General features: G+C 58.8%; 15 protein-coding genes. 6 read left to right on the top strand and 9 right to left on the bottom strand.

What is annotated here, in order from left to right:
• Window positions 1-11: 11 nt before the first annotated feature.
• Window positions 12-719 carry a phosphate signaling complex protein PhoU gene (phoU, locus tag SJY29_RS06885; RefSeq protein ID WP_055292842.1) on the top strand — a complete coding sequence of 236 codons (708 nt, stop codon included), beginning with the start codon at window positions 12-14 and terminating at the stop codon, window positions 717-719.
• Window positions 720-723: 4 nt separating this feature from the next.
• Window positions 724-1,410, top strand: coding sequence for a phosphate regulon transcriptional regulator PhoB (gene phoB, locus SJY29_RS06880; RefSeq protein WP_400088153.1), 687 nt, complete (start codon window positions 724-726; stop codon window positions 1,408-1,410).
• Here the strand turns inward: phoB and gndA are convergent.
• The 6 genes from gndA to SJY29_RS06850 form a co-directional block, all read right to left on the bottom strand.
• The gene (gene gndA / locus SJY29_RS06875; RefSeq protein ID WP_400088151.1) at window positions 1,407-2,807 is read right to left on the bottom strand and encodes an NADP-dependent phosphogluconate dehydrogenase; all 1,401 of its coding nucleotides are present in this window, start codon (window positions 2,805-2,807) and stop codon (window positions 1,407-1,409) included. The two genes, phoB and gndA, sit on opposite strands and share 4 nt — an antisense overlap.
• Window positions 2,808-2,825: 18 nt before the next feature.
• Window positions 2,826-3,794: a calcium/sodium antiporter gene (locus SJY29_RS06870; protein WP_110278765.1), complete on the bottom strand. Its 969-nt coding sequence runs from the start codon at window positions 3,792-3,794 to the stop codon at window positions 2,826-2,828.
• 263 nt (window positions 3,795-4,057) lie between these two features.
• Window positions 4,058-6,277 carry a TRAP transporter permease gene (locus tag SJY29_RS06865; protein WP_400088148.1) on the bottom strand — a complete coding sequence of 740 codons (2,220 nt, stop codon included), beginning with the start codon at window positions 6,275-6,277 and terminating at the stop codon, window positions 4,058-4,060.
• Between the two features lie 118 nt (window positions 6,278-6,395).
• Window positions 6,396-7,382 (bottom strand): TAXI family TRAP transporter solute-binding subunit, encoded by a 987-nt coding sequence (locus tag SJY29_RS06860; protein WP_110278767.1) that lies wholly within the window; start codon window positions 7,380-7,382, stop codon window positions 6,396-6,398.
• 219 nt (window positions 7,383-7,601) lie between these two features.
• Window positions 7,602-8,939 carry a sigma-54-dependent transcriptional regulator gene (locus SJY29_RS06855; protein ID WP_400088146.1) on the bottom strand — a complete coding sequence of 446 codons (1,338 nt, stop codon included), beginning with the start codon at window positions 8,937-8,939 and terminating at the stop codon, window positions 7,602-7,604.
• Window positions 8,936-10,714 carry an ATP-binding protein gene (locus SJY29_RS06850; RefSeq protein WP_400088144.1) on the bottom strand — a complete coding sequence of 593 codons (1,779 nt, stop codon included), beginning with the start codon at window positions 10,712-10,714 and terminating at the stop codon, window positions 8,936-8,938. Before SJY29_RS06850 ends, SJY29_RS06855 begins: the two co-directional genes overlap by 4 nt.
• Before the next feature lie 232 nt (window positions 10,715-10,946).
• Between SJY29_RS06850 and SJY29_RS06845 the strand changes: the two genes are divergently transcribed.
• On the top strand, window positions 10,947-11,192 hold the full coding sequence (locus SJY29_RS06845) for a hypothetical protein (RefSeq protein WP_400088142.1): 246 nt from the start codon (window positions 10,947-10,949) through the stop codon (window positions 11,190-11,192).
• Window positions 11,173-12,192: a LacI family DNA-binding transcriptional regulator gene (locus SJY29_RS06840; protein WP_400088140.1), complete on the top strand. Its 1,020-nt coding sequence runs from the start codon at window positions 11,173-11,175 to the stop codon at window positions 12,190-12,192. Before SJY29_RS06845 ends, SJY29_RS06840 begins: the two co-directional genes overlap by 20 nt.
• 18 nt (window positions 12,193-12,210) lie before the next feature.
• Here SJY29_RS06840 and SJY29_RS06835 read toward each other — a convergent pair whose 3' ends face one another.
• Genes SJY29_RS06835 through SJY29_RS06825 form a run of 3 tightly spaced genes read right to left on the bottom strand, consistent with a single transcriptional unit; the run spans window position 12,211 to window position 15,398 of the window.
• Entirely contained in the window at window positions 12,211-13,365 is a 1,155-nt protein-coding gene (locus SJY29_RS06835; protein ID WP_400088138.1) for a Gfo/Idh/MocA family protein, read from the bottom strand.
• A gap of 25 nt (window positions 13,366-13,390) precedes the next feature.
• A complete protein-coding gene (locus tag SJY29_RS06830; RefSeq protein ID WP_400088136.1) occupies window positions 13,391-14,278 on the bottom strand; it encodes a sugar phosphate isomerase/epimerase family protein in 888 nt (295 codons plus the stop codon).
• A 16-nt stretch (window positions 14,279-14,294) separates the two neighbouring features.
• On the bottom strand, window positions 14,295-15,398 hold the full coding sequence (locus SJY29_RS06825) for a Gfo/Idh/MocA family protein (protein WP_400088135.1): 1,104 nt from the start codon (window positions 15,396-15,398) through the stop codon (window positions 14,295-14,297).
• A gap of 122 nt (window positions 15,399-15,520) precedes the next feature.
• Between SJY29_RS06825 and iolD the strand changes: the two genes are divergently transcribed.
• On the top strand, window positions 15,521-17,392 hold the full coding sequence (gene iolD, locus SJY29_RS06820; protein WP_400088133.1) for a 3D-(3,5/4)-trihydroxycyclohexane-1,2-dione acylhydrolase (decyclizing): 1,872 nt from the start codon (window positions 15,521-15,523) through the stop codon (window positions 17,390-17,392).
• On the top strand, window positions 17,392-18,372 hold the full coding sequence (gene iolC / locus SJY29_RS06815; protein WP_400088131.1) for a 5-dehydro-2-deoxygluconokinase: 981 nt from the start codon (window positions 17,392-17,394) through the stop codon (window positions 18,370-18,372). The genes iolD and iolC overlap by 1 nt, the downstream gene beginning before the upstream one ends.
• Window positions 18,373-18,383: the final 11 nt, after the last annotated feature.

Genomic DNA, 18,383 nt, shown 5'->3' with positions numbered 1-18,383 from the left:
GAGACACCGCTATGAACGATCATATTTCGTCGGCCTATGACCGTGATCTCGAAGGGATAACCACGCTGATCATGCAGATGGGTGGTCAGGTTGAAGAGGCAATTCTCAAGGCGGTCAAATCCCTTTCGGACCGTGACACCGAGTTGGCTGAAGAAGTGCGCGAAGGCGACAAGAGCATTGATGCGCTGGAAATCCAGATCAATGATGAAGCTGCACGCACCATTGCCCTGCGCGCCCCTGTTTCCAAGGACTTACGCTCTGTTCTTACAGTGCTTCGCCTTGCGGCATCGCTTGAGCGGATCGGCGACTACGCCAAGAATATCGCCAAACGCACGAGCGTGTTGGTCGAAATGAACTCGGTCAACGGGTCTGACGCGGCCCTGCGGCGCATGGCGCGCGAGGTTGAGCAGATGCTCAAGGACACGCTGGATGCCTATTTGCGCGGGGATGCGGAACTGGCCGAGGACGTGCGCCAGCGTGATCAGGAAGTGGACCAGATGTATAACGCGCTGTTCCGCGAGTTCCTGACCTTCATGATGGAAGACCCGCGCAATATCACGCCCTGCATGCACCTGCATTTCATGGCAAAAAATATCGAGCGTATGGGCGATCTGACCACGAATATGGCCGAACAGGTCATCTATCTGGTGACCGGCGAAATGCCGGAAGAGGCGCGGCCGAAAAGTGACAAAACAGCATATGTGACAGATCCGGGCTAAACCAATGACCCAACATCCCCATGTTTTGGTTGTCGAAGACGAAGCCGCTCAGCGCGAGGTCTTGGGCTATAATCTGGAAGCAGAAGGGTTTCGCGTGACCCGCGCCGAGAACGGTGAAGAAGGTCTGCTTTGTGTCGCCGAAGATGCGCCGGATGTCATCGTTCTGGATTGGATGATGCCCAATCTGTCAGGGATCGAGGTGTGTCGGCGACTGAAGATCAGTCCAGAGACGCGCGCTATCCCGATCATCATGCTGTCGGCGCGTGCCGAAGAGGTGGATAAAGTCCGTGGGCTGGAAACGGGCGCTGATGACTACGTCGTCAAACCCTATTCCGTGTCCGAGCTTATGGCGCGTGTGCGCGCGCAGTTGCGCCGTGTGCGTCCCGCAACTGTCGGGCAAGTTCTGACCTATGATGACATTGTGCTGGATGCGGAAACCCACCGTGTGACCCGCAATGATGTGGCACTCAAGCTTGGGCCAACCGAGTTTCGCCTGCTGTCGACGTTCATGGAAAAGCCCGGGCGCGTGTGGTCACGCGATCTGCTGCTCGATCGGGTCTGGGGCCGCGATATCTATGTCGATACCCGGACGGTTGATGTGCATGTGGGCCGATTGCGCAAGGTACTGACGCAAAATGGCGGCGCTGATCCCGTGCGCACGGTGCGCGGGGCAGGCTACGCCCTGGGTTAATTTCCCCAAGGGCCGTGGTGACCTTCACCGCCGTCGACACGTGCAAAGCCGTGGGCGCCAAAAAAGTCACGCTGGCCCTGGATCATGTTTGCCGTGCCGCGTGCGGTGCGCATGGCATCAAAATACGCCAGACCCGATGACAGCGCAGGAACAGCCAGACCGTGCAGCGCCGCTTGTGCCACCACATTGCGCAGCGCGTTGTGCGTGTGCTTGAGCCGGTTTGCGAAACCGGAGGCCATCATCAGATTGCGTTCAGGGTTTTCGCGCAGCGCAGTCGCCATATCATCCAGCATATCAGAGCGGATGATGCAGCCCTCGCGCCAGACTTCGGCGATCGCGGGCAGGGGGAGCGCCCAGCCATACTTGTCTGATGCCTTCTCTATCATGCCGAACCCCTGCGCATAGCACAGGATCTTGCCCGCAATCAGCGCCTCTTCCAGCGCGTCCAATGATAGCACATCATGGGCAATATGGTGCGGAGCCGCACCAAAAAGCGCCTCGCCAGCCGCGCGTTCGTCGCGTTGAGAGGACAGGTTCCGCGCCACAACGGCCGCCTCAATTGCGGGGATCGCGGCCGCCAGATGCTGGGCCTCGATCGCAGTCCAGCGGCCGGTGCCCTTTTGGCCTGCCGCATCGACGATCACATCCAGCATGGGTTTGCCAGTTTCGGGGTCCGCCGCAGCGGCGACTTTCCCTGAAATTTCAATTAGGTAACTGCGCAGTGGGCCTTTGTCCCATTTGGCAAAGGTGTCTGCGATGGCTGCGTTATCCATGCCCAACCCGTCACGCATGATGCCGTAAACCTCGGCGATCATCTGCATGTCGGCGTATTCGATCCCGTTGTGAACGGCTTTGACGAAATGTCCGGCACCTGCCTCGCCCATCCATGTGGCACAGGGTGTGCCCTTATGTTTGGCAGAAATCGCTTCCAGGATATGTGCGACGCGGTCCCAATGTTCCCGCTTGCCGCCGCCCATGATGGAAGGACCGAAACGCGCCCCTTCCTCGCCGCCTGACACCCCGATGCCAAGGAACGGCAGTTCGCCCGCGTCCTGCATCCGGCGGTTGGTATCGTGGAAATTCGCGTTGCCAGCGTCGATGATCATATCGTCGTCATCAAGCAGGGGCCGCAGCGCCTTGATCTGGTCATCGACCGGCGCACCGGCAGGCACCATCAGGATGATCGCGCGCGGTGATTTGAGCGCGCGGACGAGATCTTCCAGCTTTTCGGTCGGCGTGATGCGGTCTGCCAGTTCACCGGCCTGATCGTGAAATTCGCGGGTGGTTTCGGTGGTCCGGTTCCAGACGGCGATGTCAAACCCTTTGTCGGCAATATTCAATGCAAGGGCCGCACCCATGGTGCCAAGGCCGATCAGACCGATTTCTGCGTTGCTCATGGTATGGGGCCTTCTTGGTTATGGCGTCAGATATTGTGCCGCGACAAAGATCACATAGGCGGCCATCATGATGATACCGGTGGTGCGGTTCAAACGGCCGATTGTCAGCATCCACAGCGTGAAGAGAACAGCAACCGCCACAGTGATCCAGAGGTCCGCGCCGAGGAGAACCGGATCAACATCCAAAGGCGCGATCACGGCGGTCAGACCGATGATGGACAGGATGTTAAAGGTGTTGGAGCCGATGATATTGCCAAGGATGAGGCCCACCGATTGCTTGCGCGCGGCGGCGATACAGGTTGACAGCTCGGGCAGGGAGGTGCCGAAAGCAACGACAGTCAGACCGATAATTGCTTCAGGGACACCGATGGCAGAACCGGTCTGGACGGCGCCTTTGACAAGCAGTTCGGACCCGACCCCGAGGGCAGCAAGGCCTGCCAGAAGAATAACAATGGCCCCGTTCATCGTCGTAATGGTGGGGGTGTCGTCATCTTCGTCATCTTCTTCCAGCGGGATGCTGTCCGTTTTGTACTGGTAGAACACAAAGGACACGAGAATGGCGAACATGATCAGGCCGAGGATCTGGTTGAAGCCGCCAGTCAACATACCAAAGGCCATGATGCCCGTGGCCAAGAGCATCATGCAAAGGTCCTTGAGCAGATCCTTGGGGCGTGCCGTCACCTGAAACACAAAAGCCGTCGCCCCCAGGACCAACAGGATATTTGCGACATTCGAGCCGAGGACATTGCCGAGCGCTATGCCGGGGTAGCCCTGTAGGTTAGCCGTGACCGAGGTGAAAAGTTCCGGCACCGAGGTGCCAAATGAGATGATCGTCGCCCCGATAAAGAGCGGCGACAGGCCTGTGCGTTCGGCGACAAAAACGGCGGCATCTACTGTCCAATCACCACCTTTGATCAAGAGATAAATGCCAAACGCCATAGCTCCAGTGGCGAGAACGAAAAGCTCATAAGTGCTGAGTTCAATCAAAGCGGACTTCCAGATTGGTGGTCAATTCTTTACGCAGTGCGGGCCAGATAACTGATTTCCAGCGCAAGTGTAATGGTCATTGCCGGATCGGAGCCCGGAATTAGTGCTTTGGTGTCTTCTGCCCAACATGGCCCCCTCGCGATCTTGTTTGTTCGTATGCATGTAGACTTTGAAAAACAGGATTAAAGGTTTGATGTGGAAATATAAAAGGGAGCGAGGCATCCACACCGCTCCCTTCTGTTTTTCTCAAAGGTCTTCTTCGCTTATGCAACGACCCTTGGCTGCGAGACTTTGGCCATGAAATAAAGGCCAACTGCGCCACCGAGGCCGATCAGGTCGGTCAGCCAGCCGCCTGCAATCATGCAAAGTGCAGCAACCATCAGGCCAAGCCGGATCGGCAGCGCGGCACGGTTGCCGACCCACCAGCCTTGGACACCCGACGACAGCAGGAACACCCCGAAGACTGCCGTTGCACCTGCGCGGATCACCTCGAGCCATGTGCCGTCCATCAGGATCGCGCCGTTGTAGAAGAACATGAAAGGCACGATGAAGGCTGAGATGCCGATCTTGAACGATGCAACCGATGTGGCCATCGGGTTCGCCCCCGATATCCCTGCCGCCGCATAACTGGCCAAGGCCACAGGTGGCGTGATGGCAGAGACAACCGCAAAGTAGAACACAAAGAAGTGCGCGGTCAGCATCGGGATACCCAGTTGCACCAGACCCGGTGCGACGACAGAGGCCGCCACGGCGTAGGCCGCAGTTGTCGGCATCCCCATTCCCAGCAGGATCGCGATGCACATGGCAAAGAAGAGCGCGAGCAACTGGTTGGCTTCGGCGATGTTCAGCAGCACGGACGAGAAGCGCGCGCCAACACCGGTGAGCGAGATCACACCCACGATGATACCGGCACAGGCACAGACCGCAATGATCTGGATCGACATGATGCCAGCGAGTTCAAACGCTTTGGTGACCGAGCGCAGACCCATCCGGTACGGCGTGAACCAGCTGACGACGGCAGCAGAGGCAGTTGCCAAGGTTCCTGCGCGGATCACAGAGTAGCCCATGAAGAGCGCGGCAATCAGAATGATGATCGGCAGGAACAAAAAGACGCGGCGCACCATGGCCCTGAGCTTTGGAAGCTCGTCCTCGCGCATTCCGCGCATGCCCAGCTTTGCGGCTTCAAAATCAACCATGAAGTAGATCGATACGAAGTACAGGATCGCAGGAATGATCGCGGCGATTGCGATATCGGTATAGGGAATACCTGTGATTTCGGCCATGATGAAGGCACCGGCCCCCATGATCGGCGGCATGATCTGGCCGCCGGTCGAGGCGGCGGCTTCAACTGCGCCTGCCGTTGTTGGTTTGTAGCCCACCTTTTTCATCAAAGGGATTGTGAGCGAGCCTGTCGCCACAACGTTCCCCGCGGAGGTGCCGTTGATCATCCCCATGAGGCCAGAGGCAAAGATCGCTACTTTCGCTGGGCCACCGCGTGCGCGACCAGCCACAGCAAAGGCGAAGTTCACAAAATAATCGCCCACTTTCGAGGCCTGCAGGAATGCGGCAAAGATGATGAACAGGATGATATAGGTCGAGGACACGGCCGTTGTTGGCCCAAGGATACCGGCATCAGTGTAGACCTGGCTGAAGAAGCGCTGCCACGTGATATCGGGCGCGTTCAGGAAGCCTGGCAGCAGGTCACCGACAAAGACATAAACGAGAAAGACCCCGGCGATGATGATCAATGCCATGCCAGCCACACGGCGGGTCAGTTCCATGATCAGCGCAGTCCCTGCGACTGCGGCAATGCTCATGCCGATCGGCGCAAAGGGCGTACCGGTTGCGTTGCGCATCAATGTGCCGAAGATCGTGATCAGATACATTGCAACCGCGATGCCGCAGACACTCAGTACCAGATCGGCAGGGGCGATTGTGCCGCGCACGCGAGGACGCACCCAGCCAAGCACAATCCCTGCGATTGTCGCTGCGATCAGCGGATAACCATAATGATAGATTTCCGCATTGCGGATACCTTCATCCATGCCGTTCCACATGACACCCCCTTGGATGTCTGCCGCGAACCCAAGCGCGGTCCAGCAGGCATAGAGGGCAGGAAGCAAAGCTGCATACGCAAGATAGTCCAGCGGGCTGTGTGTATCAGCGTCCTCATCAGGAAAGGCCCGCGCTGAATAGAGCGTGAAGCCGAGGATCAGCGCGCCTGCCACGTGGACGATGCGAAAATTCCAGGTTTCCATGGGAAAAACCGGCAGGAGCGGAATATCAATTCCGGTCCATGCGCTGATCGACCAGCCATTCAGAGCGGCCATATGAAAAAGCGCGTAAAATGCCGAGATACCGGCAATAACCAGATAGGTCCGGCCGGTGAAGATCCGCCGGTTATGCTCAACCGGTTCTTCGTCGACCCCTTCGGCCAGAATGGGGCCGTCCGTTTGATCGTCAAGTGTTTGGTCGGTCGTCATGGTGTGGTCCTCGCATGCTGAAAGAATGCCCTGACGGACATTGAGCCTGCATCAATTTATCGAATGAATTGCGTGTCGCGGGGCTGCTTGGGAAAAGCAGCCCCGCTGTGATCACGGCTTAGTTGCCGAAGATCTGATCGGCAGGGATATCTGCACCGGCGTTCTCGATGAACCACTCGGCTGCACCTGGGTGCCAAGGCAGAACGCCAGCGTTCTTATCCCAGTTCTCTGGCAGTGTGGAACGGGCGGCACGGTGGATGTTCACCATACGCTCGTTGTCGGACATCACCACATCGACCGCTGCTTTCACGAAGGAAGCAGGCAGTTCACAGTTGGCAATCGCAAAGTTCCACATGGATACCGAACGGGCCGGTGCTTCCAGTGTGGTGTATGTGTCAGCGCCGATTTCAAATGCCGACACAGGGAAGGCGGCCATGATTGCTGCCTGCTCTTCTTCGGTGAACTCGATGATGTTCACATCAGTTTGCACTTCAAGCTGGGAAACAGCCGGCACAGGCACACCCGCAGCGAACGCGATCACGTCCAGCAGACCGTCCTGCAACTGGCCACCAAGGTCGCCCCAACCGCCGTTACGGCGCTCGAAGTTCACACCCAGCTCTTCCATCATGCGCGGGAAGTATGTGTCGGATGTCGAACCAGCAGGGCCGAAACCGATACGTGCGCCATCAGGGATATCCGCGATGGATGTGATGCCAGAAGAGGCAAGTGTCGTAACCGAGAACGGTGTCTGGTACATCGGGAACATCGCACAGGCGTTGGTCATTTGCAGACCGGGTGCAATCGGGTTTGTACCGGCGATGGACTCAGCTGCCGGACCCATTGTTGTCATGCCGAACTGTGCGTCGCCTGTGTGCACAAGCGCCATGTTCTGCATTGGGCCGCCGGTGACTTCGCCACCGCCTGTGATGCCCAGTTCTTCGGCAACCAGGTTTGCCCAGCCGGAACCATAGGCAAAGAAGGTGCCGCCTTGGGATGCTGTCCCAACGGTGAAGCTCTCTGGCCAACCTGTACGGTCCTCGTGACCGGCGGCAAAAGCTGTCGTTGCTGTCAAAGCAGTTGTCGCGATAAGCGCTGCTAGTTTCATAAGTTCTTCCTCCACAAATTAATCCTGACCTCTCCAAGATCAGGCCGTGATCTCATGCACGTTGCGTGCAAGTAGACCGCATGGCGAGCACTTCCACTGTCTGGCGTGGCCGTTACAAGGTTTCAGCAGTGATGTTTGCGATAACAGTTCATAATTGTCAGAGTGGATGGGTCGCCAAGGGGACAAAAGGTCAATTACATGTGTCGAAACGGGTGCATTTCAGCCGCTTTGATCTGCGTCCGCCTTGGATAACCCATATTTCTGCATCTTCTCGTAGAGGGCTTTGCGCGAGAGACCCAGCGCCTCATAGGTCTGTTTGAGACTGCCGCCTTGTGCGGTCAGCGTTGCCATGATCAGCGCGCGCTCGTGATCTGCCATCTTCTGGGCAAGTGACCGGGCTTCTGTTTCTGTCCCCACCGTCATGGTCGGATCCAGCCCCAGCACAAAACGATCCGCCGCATTGCGCAGCTCGCGCACATTACCGGGCCAGTCTTGCGTGGCCATGCGCGCCAGAACATCCGCAGGCACATCGGGGGCCGGTTTGGAATAGCGCGCAGCGGCCTGGGCCGTGAGATTGAGAAAGAGCGACGGGATATCATCACGGCGCTGATCAAGCGTTGGCACATGCAGCGTGACAACATTGAGCCGGTAAAGCAGATCCGCGCGGAAATTGCCGGCTGCGACGGCCTCGGACAGGTCCGTTTTCGCGGCGGCAACGATGCGGATGTCAAGATCAACCGGATCATTCGCCCCCAGTCGCGTGATTTGGCGTGCCTGAATGGCATGGAGCAGTTTCGCCTGTACGCCGACAGGCAGGCTGTCGATCTCATCGAGGAACACCGTACCTTTGCGGGCAAACTCGAATTTCCCGAAGCGGGCGCGCATCGCCCCGGGAAAGGCTCCGGCCTCATGCCCGAAAAGTTCGCTTTCCACCAGATCGACGGGCAGGGCGGCGCAGTTGATTTGCACGAAAGGGTGGGGACCACGTGCAGAGAGATCATGCAACGCATGGGCCGTCATATCCTTGCCCACACCTGTGGCCCCTGTGATCAGCACATCGGCGTCGGTGGCGGCAATCGTGCGGATCTGTTTGCGCAAAGCCACCATCGCATCCGAACGCCCGATCAAACGGGCCTCCAGCTTGTCCCGCCCGCCAACCTCGCGTTTGAGCGCACGGTTCTCGATGGTCAGGCGCCTTTTCTCAAGCGCGCGCTGTATCGTCGAGACCAGCCGCGAGGGGGCGAAGGGCTTTTCGATGAAATCATAGGCCCCTTCGCGCATCGACTGCACCGCAAGGTTCACATCGCCGTGGCCGGTCACAAGGATCACCGGAAATTCGGGATCAAGCTCAAGCACCTTGCGCATGAGCCACAGCCCGTCCTGATCCGGCATACGGATATCCGTGACCAAGACCCCTTCAAACCCGCGGCTGATCTGCGCCAGTGCCAGTTCCGCCTTATCAAGAACCACTGCGGGAATGTCGGCCAACATGAGCGTCTGGCTGGTTGCGTGGCGCAACTCCTCTTCGTCGTCGACGAATATGACTGTCTGCTTCATTGCGCGGCCACTTCAATAGGGGTTGCCGGTTGCAATGTGACTGTAAAGACCGCGCCCCCGTCAGGATGGTTTGCAGCAGAGAGCGTGCCGCCAAAATCGCTGATGATATTAAAAGAGATCGACAGCCCGAGCCCGAGCCCCTTGCCGGGCGCTTTGGTTGTAAAGAAAGGATCGAAGATACTGGCAATCGCGTCATGCTCAATTCCGGGGCCGGTGTCGCGGACCTGAAGGCGCGTATCGTCGATGTTCAACTGGACGACACGTTTGGGCTGCCCCTCCATCGCGTCAAGCGCGTTATTGATCAGATTGACGATGACCTGTTGTAGGCGCACGTGCCCGCCGGTGACCCAGATTTCCGATTTCGGCGGCGTATAGGCGATTTCGCCACCCTCTGACGCCAGCCGCATCTCGATCACCGCCAGCGCATCCTGTACGACCGCATTCAAGAGCAAGGGACCGGTTGCCTGCTGGGGACGGCGGGCGAAATTGCGCAAATGCGCCGAGATCGTGGCCATCCGGTCCGCCATTTTCGAGATGCGCGTGATATTGTCTTTAGCCTCGGCCACCTGACCGCGTGCAAGGAATGCGCCCGCGTTGTCGGCATAGGATTTCACCGCCGCGAGCGGCTGATTGAATTCATGACTGAGCGCAGCCGACATCTGCCCCAGCGCCGAAAGCTTGCCCGCCTGAATAAGATCGGTCTGGGTTTGCCGAAGATTACCCAATGCGGCTTCTAGATCCGTCGTGCGTTCGGCAACAGCGGCTTCCAGCAGGCGTTTCGCCTCTTTTTCACGGGCAAGGGCCTCGGTCTGGCGCGCCTGTTTCAGAAGATAGGCAAGCAGCGCGCCAAGCAGCAAAAGCTCCGTGAGGCCAGCAATCAGCATTGTCCGCAAAGCGCTCAGCGTCGCAGGTCCGAGAGGTGAAAGCGAAGACATCGTCCAGTCAAGATCCGCCAGACGCTGCGAGGTCAAAATGTAGGTTTCGCGCGTCGTGCCTTCGATTGTGACCAACCGCGCATCCGCATCAAGCGGCCGCACTGTGATCGGCAAAAGCTCGATCCGGTCGATCGGGTACTGCAGGTTCTGCGCGATCAGTCGCAAGGTGGCGTCACTCAGCGGGCGCATTGCACGGAAATGCCAGTCAGGGCGTGAGGACATGAAAACAAAGTCATTGCGGTCCGCGACCATGAATTCACTGTTGGCCCCGCGCCAGATGCTCTCAAAGGCCGATACATTGAATTTGACCGCCAGAACCCCGACGATCCGTTCACCGTCCTCGACGGGGGCTGCGTAGAAATAGCCGCGTTCACCTGTGGTGGTGCCATAGACGGAAAAGCTGGACAAAGCGCCGTTCAGCGCTTGGGTGAAATAGGTCTGGTAGCTGAAATTACGCCCCAGAAAGCTGCCGGGTTCACGATAGCTTGCGGCGGCGATGGTCAGACCCGAAATATCCATCAGATACACATCGCTTGCCCGCACAGTGGCTGCCGTTTGGCGCAGATCTTCATTTACCGCCGCAACAAGGGCGGGGTTCTCGGGGCTGTTCAGCAAGTCAATCAATGTGCTGCGTTCGGCGATCAACGCAGGCAGGGGGGCATATCTGTCAATTGCGGCACGCAGGCCCTCGACGGCCAGTTTCAGCGGCACTGCGTCTTTCTCTGCTTGTTGGCGCATATAATGGCGCTCAAGGGCAGGGAACGACATCGCACCTGCAATCACCATAAGCGTGGCGATCACTGCGATCAGGCCAAAGATACGAGGGCGTGTCAAATGCATGCATATCTTATGGTGCACAGCGGTATGGCTGCACAATCAGAAATTCGCGCGCGATGCTCGGTCGATCACTATGCAACCGGTTGCATTTCAGGGGTATGGAGATAAAGTACCGGACAGTCTGGAGAAAAGACCCAACGCATGTACCTGAGTTTCAACATACAAGTCATGACACCGCAGGACGTTCGCGCTGTGCGGAAAGAGCTTTCTGTGAAATTCGCAAGGATGCCCGCACATGCGGTCTGATCAACCCAAACCGGGGTTCTTCGATCTCGGGGTGCCGTTCTTTTTGCCGGTATGGCGCAGGGTTGTGACCGTCGTTCTGCCCTTGCTGTGGGCCATGGTTGAATACGCCAATGGCGCGCCGCTCTGGGCGCTGTTGTTTGTGGCACTTGGCGGTATCGCCATCTGGAAATTCGCGACGACGGATTGGGCGGCTGTGGCCGCAGAGGCGGAGAAAGATGCCACGCGAGACCGCTAGAGGGGCAATCACGCTCAAGGAAGTCGCGTTGCTTGCGGGCGTGTCGCGGTCCGCTGTGTCGCGCACCTTTACCGCTGGGGCCTCGGTGTCGGCCAAGACACGCGCCAAGGTCGAAAAGGCCGCGGCAACTTTGGGCTATAGCCCCAATGCGCTGGCGTCTTCGCTCACAACGGGCCGAACCAAGATGATCGGGCTAGTGTCGAACAACTTCCACAATCCGGTCTTTCTCGAAGTCTTTGATCTGTTCACCAAAGGCCTGCAAGCGCGGGGCCTGCGTCCTTTGCTGGTCAATCTCACCGATGAGGTGCGCCCCGAGACATCAATCCGCATGCTGCGGGCCTATTCGGTGGACGGGGTGATCGTTGCCTCATCGACGCTGCCTGCCAGCTTTGCGGAAGGGTTCCATGATGCGGGTGTGCCCGTGGTCCATTCCTTTGGGCGCCATATAGCGAACCCGCAGGTGAACGTGCTGGGGATCGACAATATCGCCGCAGGGCGATTGGCGGCAAAGACGCTGATTGAGCGCGGCTATCGGCGGATAGCATTTCTGGGCGGGCCTGCGACGGCGACCTCGACACAGGACCGTTTTGCAGGGTTTGCAGAGGTGATCAGGGCCTCCGGACTTGATCTCTCGTTCAGCTATGCCAGCAATTATTCCTTTGATGCAGGGCGCGCGGAAATGCTGCGGCTGTTGGCGGCAGGCGCACCGGCGGAGGCCTATTTCTGTGGCGATGATGTGCTGTCAATCGGGGCGCTTTCCGCCATTCAGTCTTCTGGACTGCGGGTACCTGAGGATATCGGGGTGATCGGGCTCAATGATATGGAAATGGCAGGGTGGGCCAACATCAACCTCACCACGATCCACAACCCCTTTGCACAGATTATTGCGGCCTCGATTGATGTGATCGCGGCCAGTTTGAACGACAACAGCCGCGCCCCCGAGGCGCGGCTGTTTGACTGTTCCATCGTCGAGCGGGGCACTCTGCGCCCCTTGTCGTAAGGTGGATTTCAATCCACCTTACCGGAACATCGGTGGTCGCGCATCCAGCCAAGCGCCCTCCGCTTTGCCGGACTCGGCCACAGCATAAACCGCCGCCATCGACCGCAATCCATCCTCCGCGCGCGGATAGAGGTTCGCCGCCGGATCCATCATGCGGCCTTCCTTGCGCGCACGGATCGCCTCGGCCAGATCAGCATAGATATTGGCAAAGGCCAGCGGCATCCCTTCGGCATGGCCGATGGTCACGCGACTGGTGCGGTCGGCCTCGGGCGACAGGTTCGCCTCGCCCCGTTCGATCACCTGCAGGCGCTGTCCCAGCGGCATGTAATAAAGCTGGTTGGGCTGTTCCTGGCTCCAGCGCAGGCCGCCGGTTTCACCGAAAACCTGAATCCCCAATCCGTGCTGGCGGCCAATCGCAATGGAACTGGTCCAAAGCCGCCCCACAGCGCCGCCATCCATGCGGAAATTCACCATCGCGTCGTCTTCGAGCGTGCGGACATCAATGCAGGATACTGTGTCCGCCGAGAGCTTCGTCACTTCCTGACCGGTCACAAAACTGGCCATATGCAACGCGTGGATACCGCAATCTGCGAATTGTGCCGAGACACCTGCCTGTGCCGGATCATAGCGCCAACGCACGCGCGGGTTATCCGCATCGCTCGCATCTGCGTGGTGGCCATGGGCAAATTCGGCGTTGACCAGACGGACCTTGCCGATGTCACCGCGCGCAATCATCGCCCGCATATGGCGCACCAGCGAATAGCCCGTGTAGCCATAGTTCACAGCACAGATATTGCCGGTTTTCTTGGCGATCTCGACGATCTCTTCGCCTTCTTCCACGGTCATCGTCATGGGCTTTTCGCACAGCACATGAAAGCCGTTTTCGAGGAACGCCTTGGTAATCGCGAAATGCGTGGAATTGGGGGTGGCAACCGTAACCAGATCAACGCGGTCGTCGCGTTTCAGCTCACCCTCCAGCATGTCTTCCCAACCGCCATAGGCGCGGTCGCCAAGCCCAAGGCGCTGACCGTAATCAATGCCATATTCCGGCCGGTGATCCAGCGCGCCCGCGCTGAATTCAAAAAGCCCGTCCAGCCCTGCACCCAACCTGTGTGCCGGTCCGATCTGGCTGCCTTCACCGCCGCCGATCATGCCCCATTTGAGTTTTGTCATCGTCGTCAACTTTCGTCTGATAGGTTTAGAAACCAATGGATTCCAGATATTTGCGGTTGCTTTCGGCATCCTCGAGCGGCGTGCCGGGCAGGGCAGGGTCGCAGTCCTGCTCGACGGTGCACCAGCCTTCAAATCCTGCATCCAGAAGGATCTGACGCACGGCAGGAAAGTCCACGTCGCCCTGGCCGAGGTTGCAGAAAATGCCCTGACCGCAGGCCGTGTAGAAATCCGTCCGCTTGGCGACCACATCCGCTTTCACCACCGGATCAATATCCTTGAAATGCATATAGCTGATGCGGTCGATGTGCCGCTTCATAAAGGCGACCGGATCAAAACCCGCATAGGAATGGTGGCCTGTATCAAAGCAGATTTTGAGGATGCTTTCATCGACCTCATCCAAGAGCCGCTCCAGCTCTGGCTCGAAATCCATGAAACCTGCCGCATGGGCGTGAATACCAACCGTTAGCCCGTACTCCTCGGTGCCCATTCTCGCAATCGTCGCCAGGCGGTCGCGAAAGGCGGTCCATTCGGCCTTGTCCATCTGCTCGGCCTCGGTGGCGCGACCAGCTGTGGGTGCGCGACGCGGCGAGATGCTGTCGATCAACACCAGATGCTGCGCGCCGTGGGCCACCAGCGCCTTGCAGGTCCGCACAGAGGCGTCCATCACATCATCCCATTTCGCAGGATCGTGGAAAGCGCGGAAAACGACACCGCCAATGATGCTGAGGTCGTTCTTGTCCAGCTCTTCGCGCAGCAGAGCTGGGTCCTCGGGCATATACCCGATGGGGCCGAGCTCGATCCCCTTATAGCCCGCACTGGCGCATTGGTGCAGCACGGATTGCCACGTGGGATAGGAAGGATCGGACGCGAATTCGATCCCCCACGAACAGGGTGCATTGCCGATATTGATCATATCATAGGTCTTTCGGTTAATAGTCTGAAACGTTGACCCAGGTTTGCCTTTCGCTTGAATCAATCGCGGCGGTGACGACGCGATTGACCTCAAGCCCTTCGGCAAAAGTGGGCCAGATATTGGTTTTGGTGGCGATGGCTGTCAGGAAATCCTTGGCCTCGATAATGATCTGGTCCTGATAACCGGTGCCATGGCCGGGCCCTTGGCAAAAGGGCAGATAATCGGGATGGGCAGGGCCGGTCAGGATCTTGCGAAACCCCCGTTCGGCCTCGGGACCTTCCATGGTGTAAAGATGCAGGGCGTTCTGGTCTTCCTGATCAAAACGGATCGCTCCCTTGGTGCCGTGGATCTCATAGGCATAGCCCATCTTGCGGCCCGTCGCGACGCGGCTGAAAAACAGATGCCCCTGCGCGCCGTTTTCAAAACGGCACATGAACTGTGCCTGATCATCGTTGGTGACGGCTGTGTTGCCGCGTTGGGCATGGACGGTTTCGACCTGCGCGCAGAGGGCCGTAATCGGCCCGATAAGCGCGCGTGCGCCGTTGATCATATGGGGGGCAAGATCGCCCATCGTTCCGTTGCCCATGCCCTGACAACGCCACGTGGCGGGCAGGGCGGGGTCGGCGAAAAAATCCTCGGTGTGTTCGCCGCGGAACCATGTGATTTCCCCGATGCGGCCATCCGCCACCAGTTGACGCGCGTATTGGGCCGCAGGGGTGCGGATATAGTTGAACCCGACCATGTTGATGGCACCTGCCTGATCGGCCGCTTCCGTCATTGCGATAGAATCGGCCAGCGTTGCCCCAAGCGGCTTTTCGCAGAAAACGGGCTTGCCCAAGGCAAAAGCTGCAAGCGCAATGTCGCGGTGGGTGTCCTGCGGAGAGGCGATGACGACAGCTTCAACCTTTGGATCATGCACCAACTCCCGCCAATCCGCTGTGCCGCGCGCAAAGCCGAAGGCCTTTTGATACCTGTCAGCCGAGGCATCGGATGATGCGCAGACCATTTCCAGACGCGGCCGCAAGGCAGTATCGAAAATTGCGCCAACGGATGCGTAGGCAGCCGCATGCGCCTTGCCCATGTAGCCGCCGCCGATGATCCCGATACCGATCTCTGTCATGTCCGCTCCCCTACCCAGAAACCGGTTGCAACCGGTTGCAAAATGCGTAACGTTCTTTCAGGTGGTTGGTCAATAAACAATCGCGACCGACGCAGGATTTATGCGCCGATAGGGGGACGATCATGGGGCACATCGCCGAAACAGTCACGCTGACAACGGCGCAGGCCATTGTGCGTTATCTGGCCAATCAGTGGATCGACATCGACGGGGTCGAGACCCGGATTTGCGGCGGTGGTTTAGGCATTTTCGGCCATGGTAACGTCACCTGTCTGGGCGAGGCGCTTTACAATGAACAAGACGCGCTGCCTCTCTATCGCGGGCAGAATGAGCAGGGGATGGGCTTTGCCGCTGCGGCCTATGCCAAGGCCAATTTGCGCCGCCGGTTCATGTTTTGCACGGCATCCGCCGGTCCCGGAACGGCAAACCTGTTAACCGCTGCCGCGCTTGCCCACTCGAACCGTTTGCCCATGCTGATGTTCTGTGGCGACACCTTCATCACCCGCCTGCCGGACCCTGTCTTGCAGCAGCTTGAGCATTTCGGCGATCCGACCTTCGGTGTGAATGATGCTTTCAAGGCCGTGACCCGTTACTGGGACAGGATCACGCATCCCGCACAGGTGATCCAGTCGCTGCCTGCGGCGCTCGCCACCATGCTGGACCCTGCGGATTGCGGGCCTGCGTTTCTTGGCCTGCCGCAGGATGTGCAGGGCTGGATCTATGATTATCCGCGCAGCTTCTTTGACAAACGTGTGCACCGTATACGCCGCCAGATGCCTGACAGTGCAGAGGTGGCTGATGCCGTTGCCCTCCTGAAATCAGCCAAGCGTCCGATGATCATTGCAGGGGGCGGTGTGCAGTATTCCGGCGCAGTGGCGGAACTGACCGCTTTTGCCGAGGCCACGGGGATACCGGTCGTGGAAACCATCGCAGGGCGCGCCAATCTGGTGCATGATCATCCGCTCAATATCGGGCCGATCGGGGTGACCGGATCGGACAGCGCCAATACAATCGCGGAAGAGGCGGATGTGATCCTGGCCGTCGGTACGCGCCTGCAGGATTTCACAACCGGATCATGGACGGCCTTTGCGCATGATGCGAAACTGATCGGCCTCAATGCCGCCCGTCATGACGCGGCCAAACATTTGTCGGCGACGGTTGTGGGTGACGCGAGACTGGGCTTGGTGGCGCTGCAACAGGCGCTCTCATCATACCGCACGCCTGAAAGCTGGACGCAGCGCGCGCAGGCCGAGCGGGCGAAATGGAATGACTATGTGGCCGAGAATACGCGGGTAGGGAACGGCCCTGCGTCCTACGCGCAGGCCATTGGTGAGGTGAACCGCCTGTGTCATCCGCGCGACCGCATTGTTGCCGCGGCGGGTGGTTTGCCGGCCGAGGTCACGGCCAACTGGAAAACACTGGATATCGGCACGGTTGATGTGGAATTCGGGTTCTCCTGCATGGGCTATGAAATCGCAGGCGGTTGGGGCGCGCGGATTGCGCAATCCCAGAATGAGCCGGAGCGCGATACCATCGTCTTTACCGGTGATGGATCTTATCTTTTGATGAATTCCGACATCTATTCCTCTGTTCTGACAGAGAAAAAGCTGATCGTCATGGTGCTGGACAACGGTGGCTTTGCGGTCATCAACAAGCTGCAGAACAACACGGGCAACGAGAGTTTCAACAACCTGATCGCGGATACGCCGACGGCGACCGCGCAGGTGGGTGTGGATTTCGAAGCCCATGCCAAGGCCATGGGGGCTGATGCCGAAACCGTCAGTTCGCCCGCAGAACTAGAGGCGGCCTTCGGGCGCGCGCAGGCGGCCAAAAACACCTATGTGATCGTGATGAAGGTCGACCCGTATGAGGGCTGGACGACGCAAGGCCATACATGGTGGGAAGTCGGCACACCGCATGTGACGACCTCGGACAAGGTGCGCAAAGCCCATCTCGATCAGGAAGCGACACGTCACAAGCAACGGAACGGTGTGTGATGGCGGGGCTGATTGAGGGCATAGGCGCCAATAACTTCGTCGTCGTCGGGCGCGCGGGTATCGATCTTTTCACCGATGCGGGCGTGGCGACCGAAGATGCGGAAACCGTCACTGTGGGGCTGGGCGGATCATCCGCCAATATCGCGGCTGGCATTTGCAAGCTGGGCGGGCAGGCCGCACTTGTCACCCGTGTCTCCGACGACAGCATCGGCAGTTACTGTATCGGGCAGTTGAAACGCTATGGCGTTGGCACCGAATATGTGACGCCCGTGGGCGGTGAATACCGCAATTCTCTGGCCTTCTACGAAAGCCGCGTCGCGGGGCATCGCAATGTCATCTACCGCAATGGTGCGGCCGATTTCCAGATGGATGCAGATGATGTGGCCGTCGTGGATTATGCCAAATTCGGTGCGCTGATTACGGCCGGTACGGTGTTTGCCGCCGAACCATCGCGCAGCGCGACGTTTGATGCCTTTGCGCGCGCCAAGGCTGCGGGCTTGCCGATCATCTTTGATGTGGACTACCGCCCGTATTCGTGGCCGTCACCGCAGGTCGCTGAAGAGGTTCTCAGCCGTGCTGCGGCCCAATCGGATATGATTGTCGGCAATGATGAGGAATTCGGCTTTATGGCGGGCGGGATTAACCAGGGTCTTGCCAAAGCGCGCGCGCTGGCCGCTAGCACCGCCACGATTGTGGTCTACAAGATGGGCGAAAAGGGCGCGATCACCTTTGCCGCAGGCGATGAGATCCGCACTGGTATCTGGCCTGTTGAGGCGCTGAAACCCACAGGGGCAGGGGATAGCTTTATGGCAGGTCTGGTCACGGGTCTGGCCGAGGGGCAGGATTTGCGCTGCGCGCTCCTGCGTGGATCGGCCTGTGCCTCTGTCACCGTCTCCCGCCCGGGCTGCGCGCCTGCGATGCCGGACACAGCGACATTAACCAAGTTCATGGCCGAACACCCCGGTCCGACCGACGCATAAAGGACAAGCCG

The organism is Yoonia sp. R78084 (assembly GCF_044595625.1).
Classification (GTDB): Bacteria; Pseudomonadota; Alphaproteobacteria; order Rhodobacterales; family Rhodobacteraceae; genus Yoonia.
This window is presented reverse-complemented; position numbering and strand designations above follow the sequence as displayed.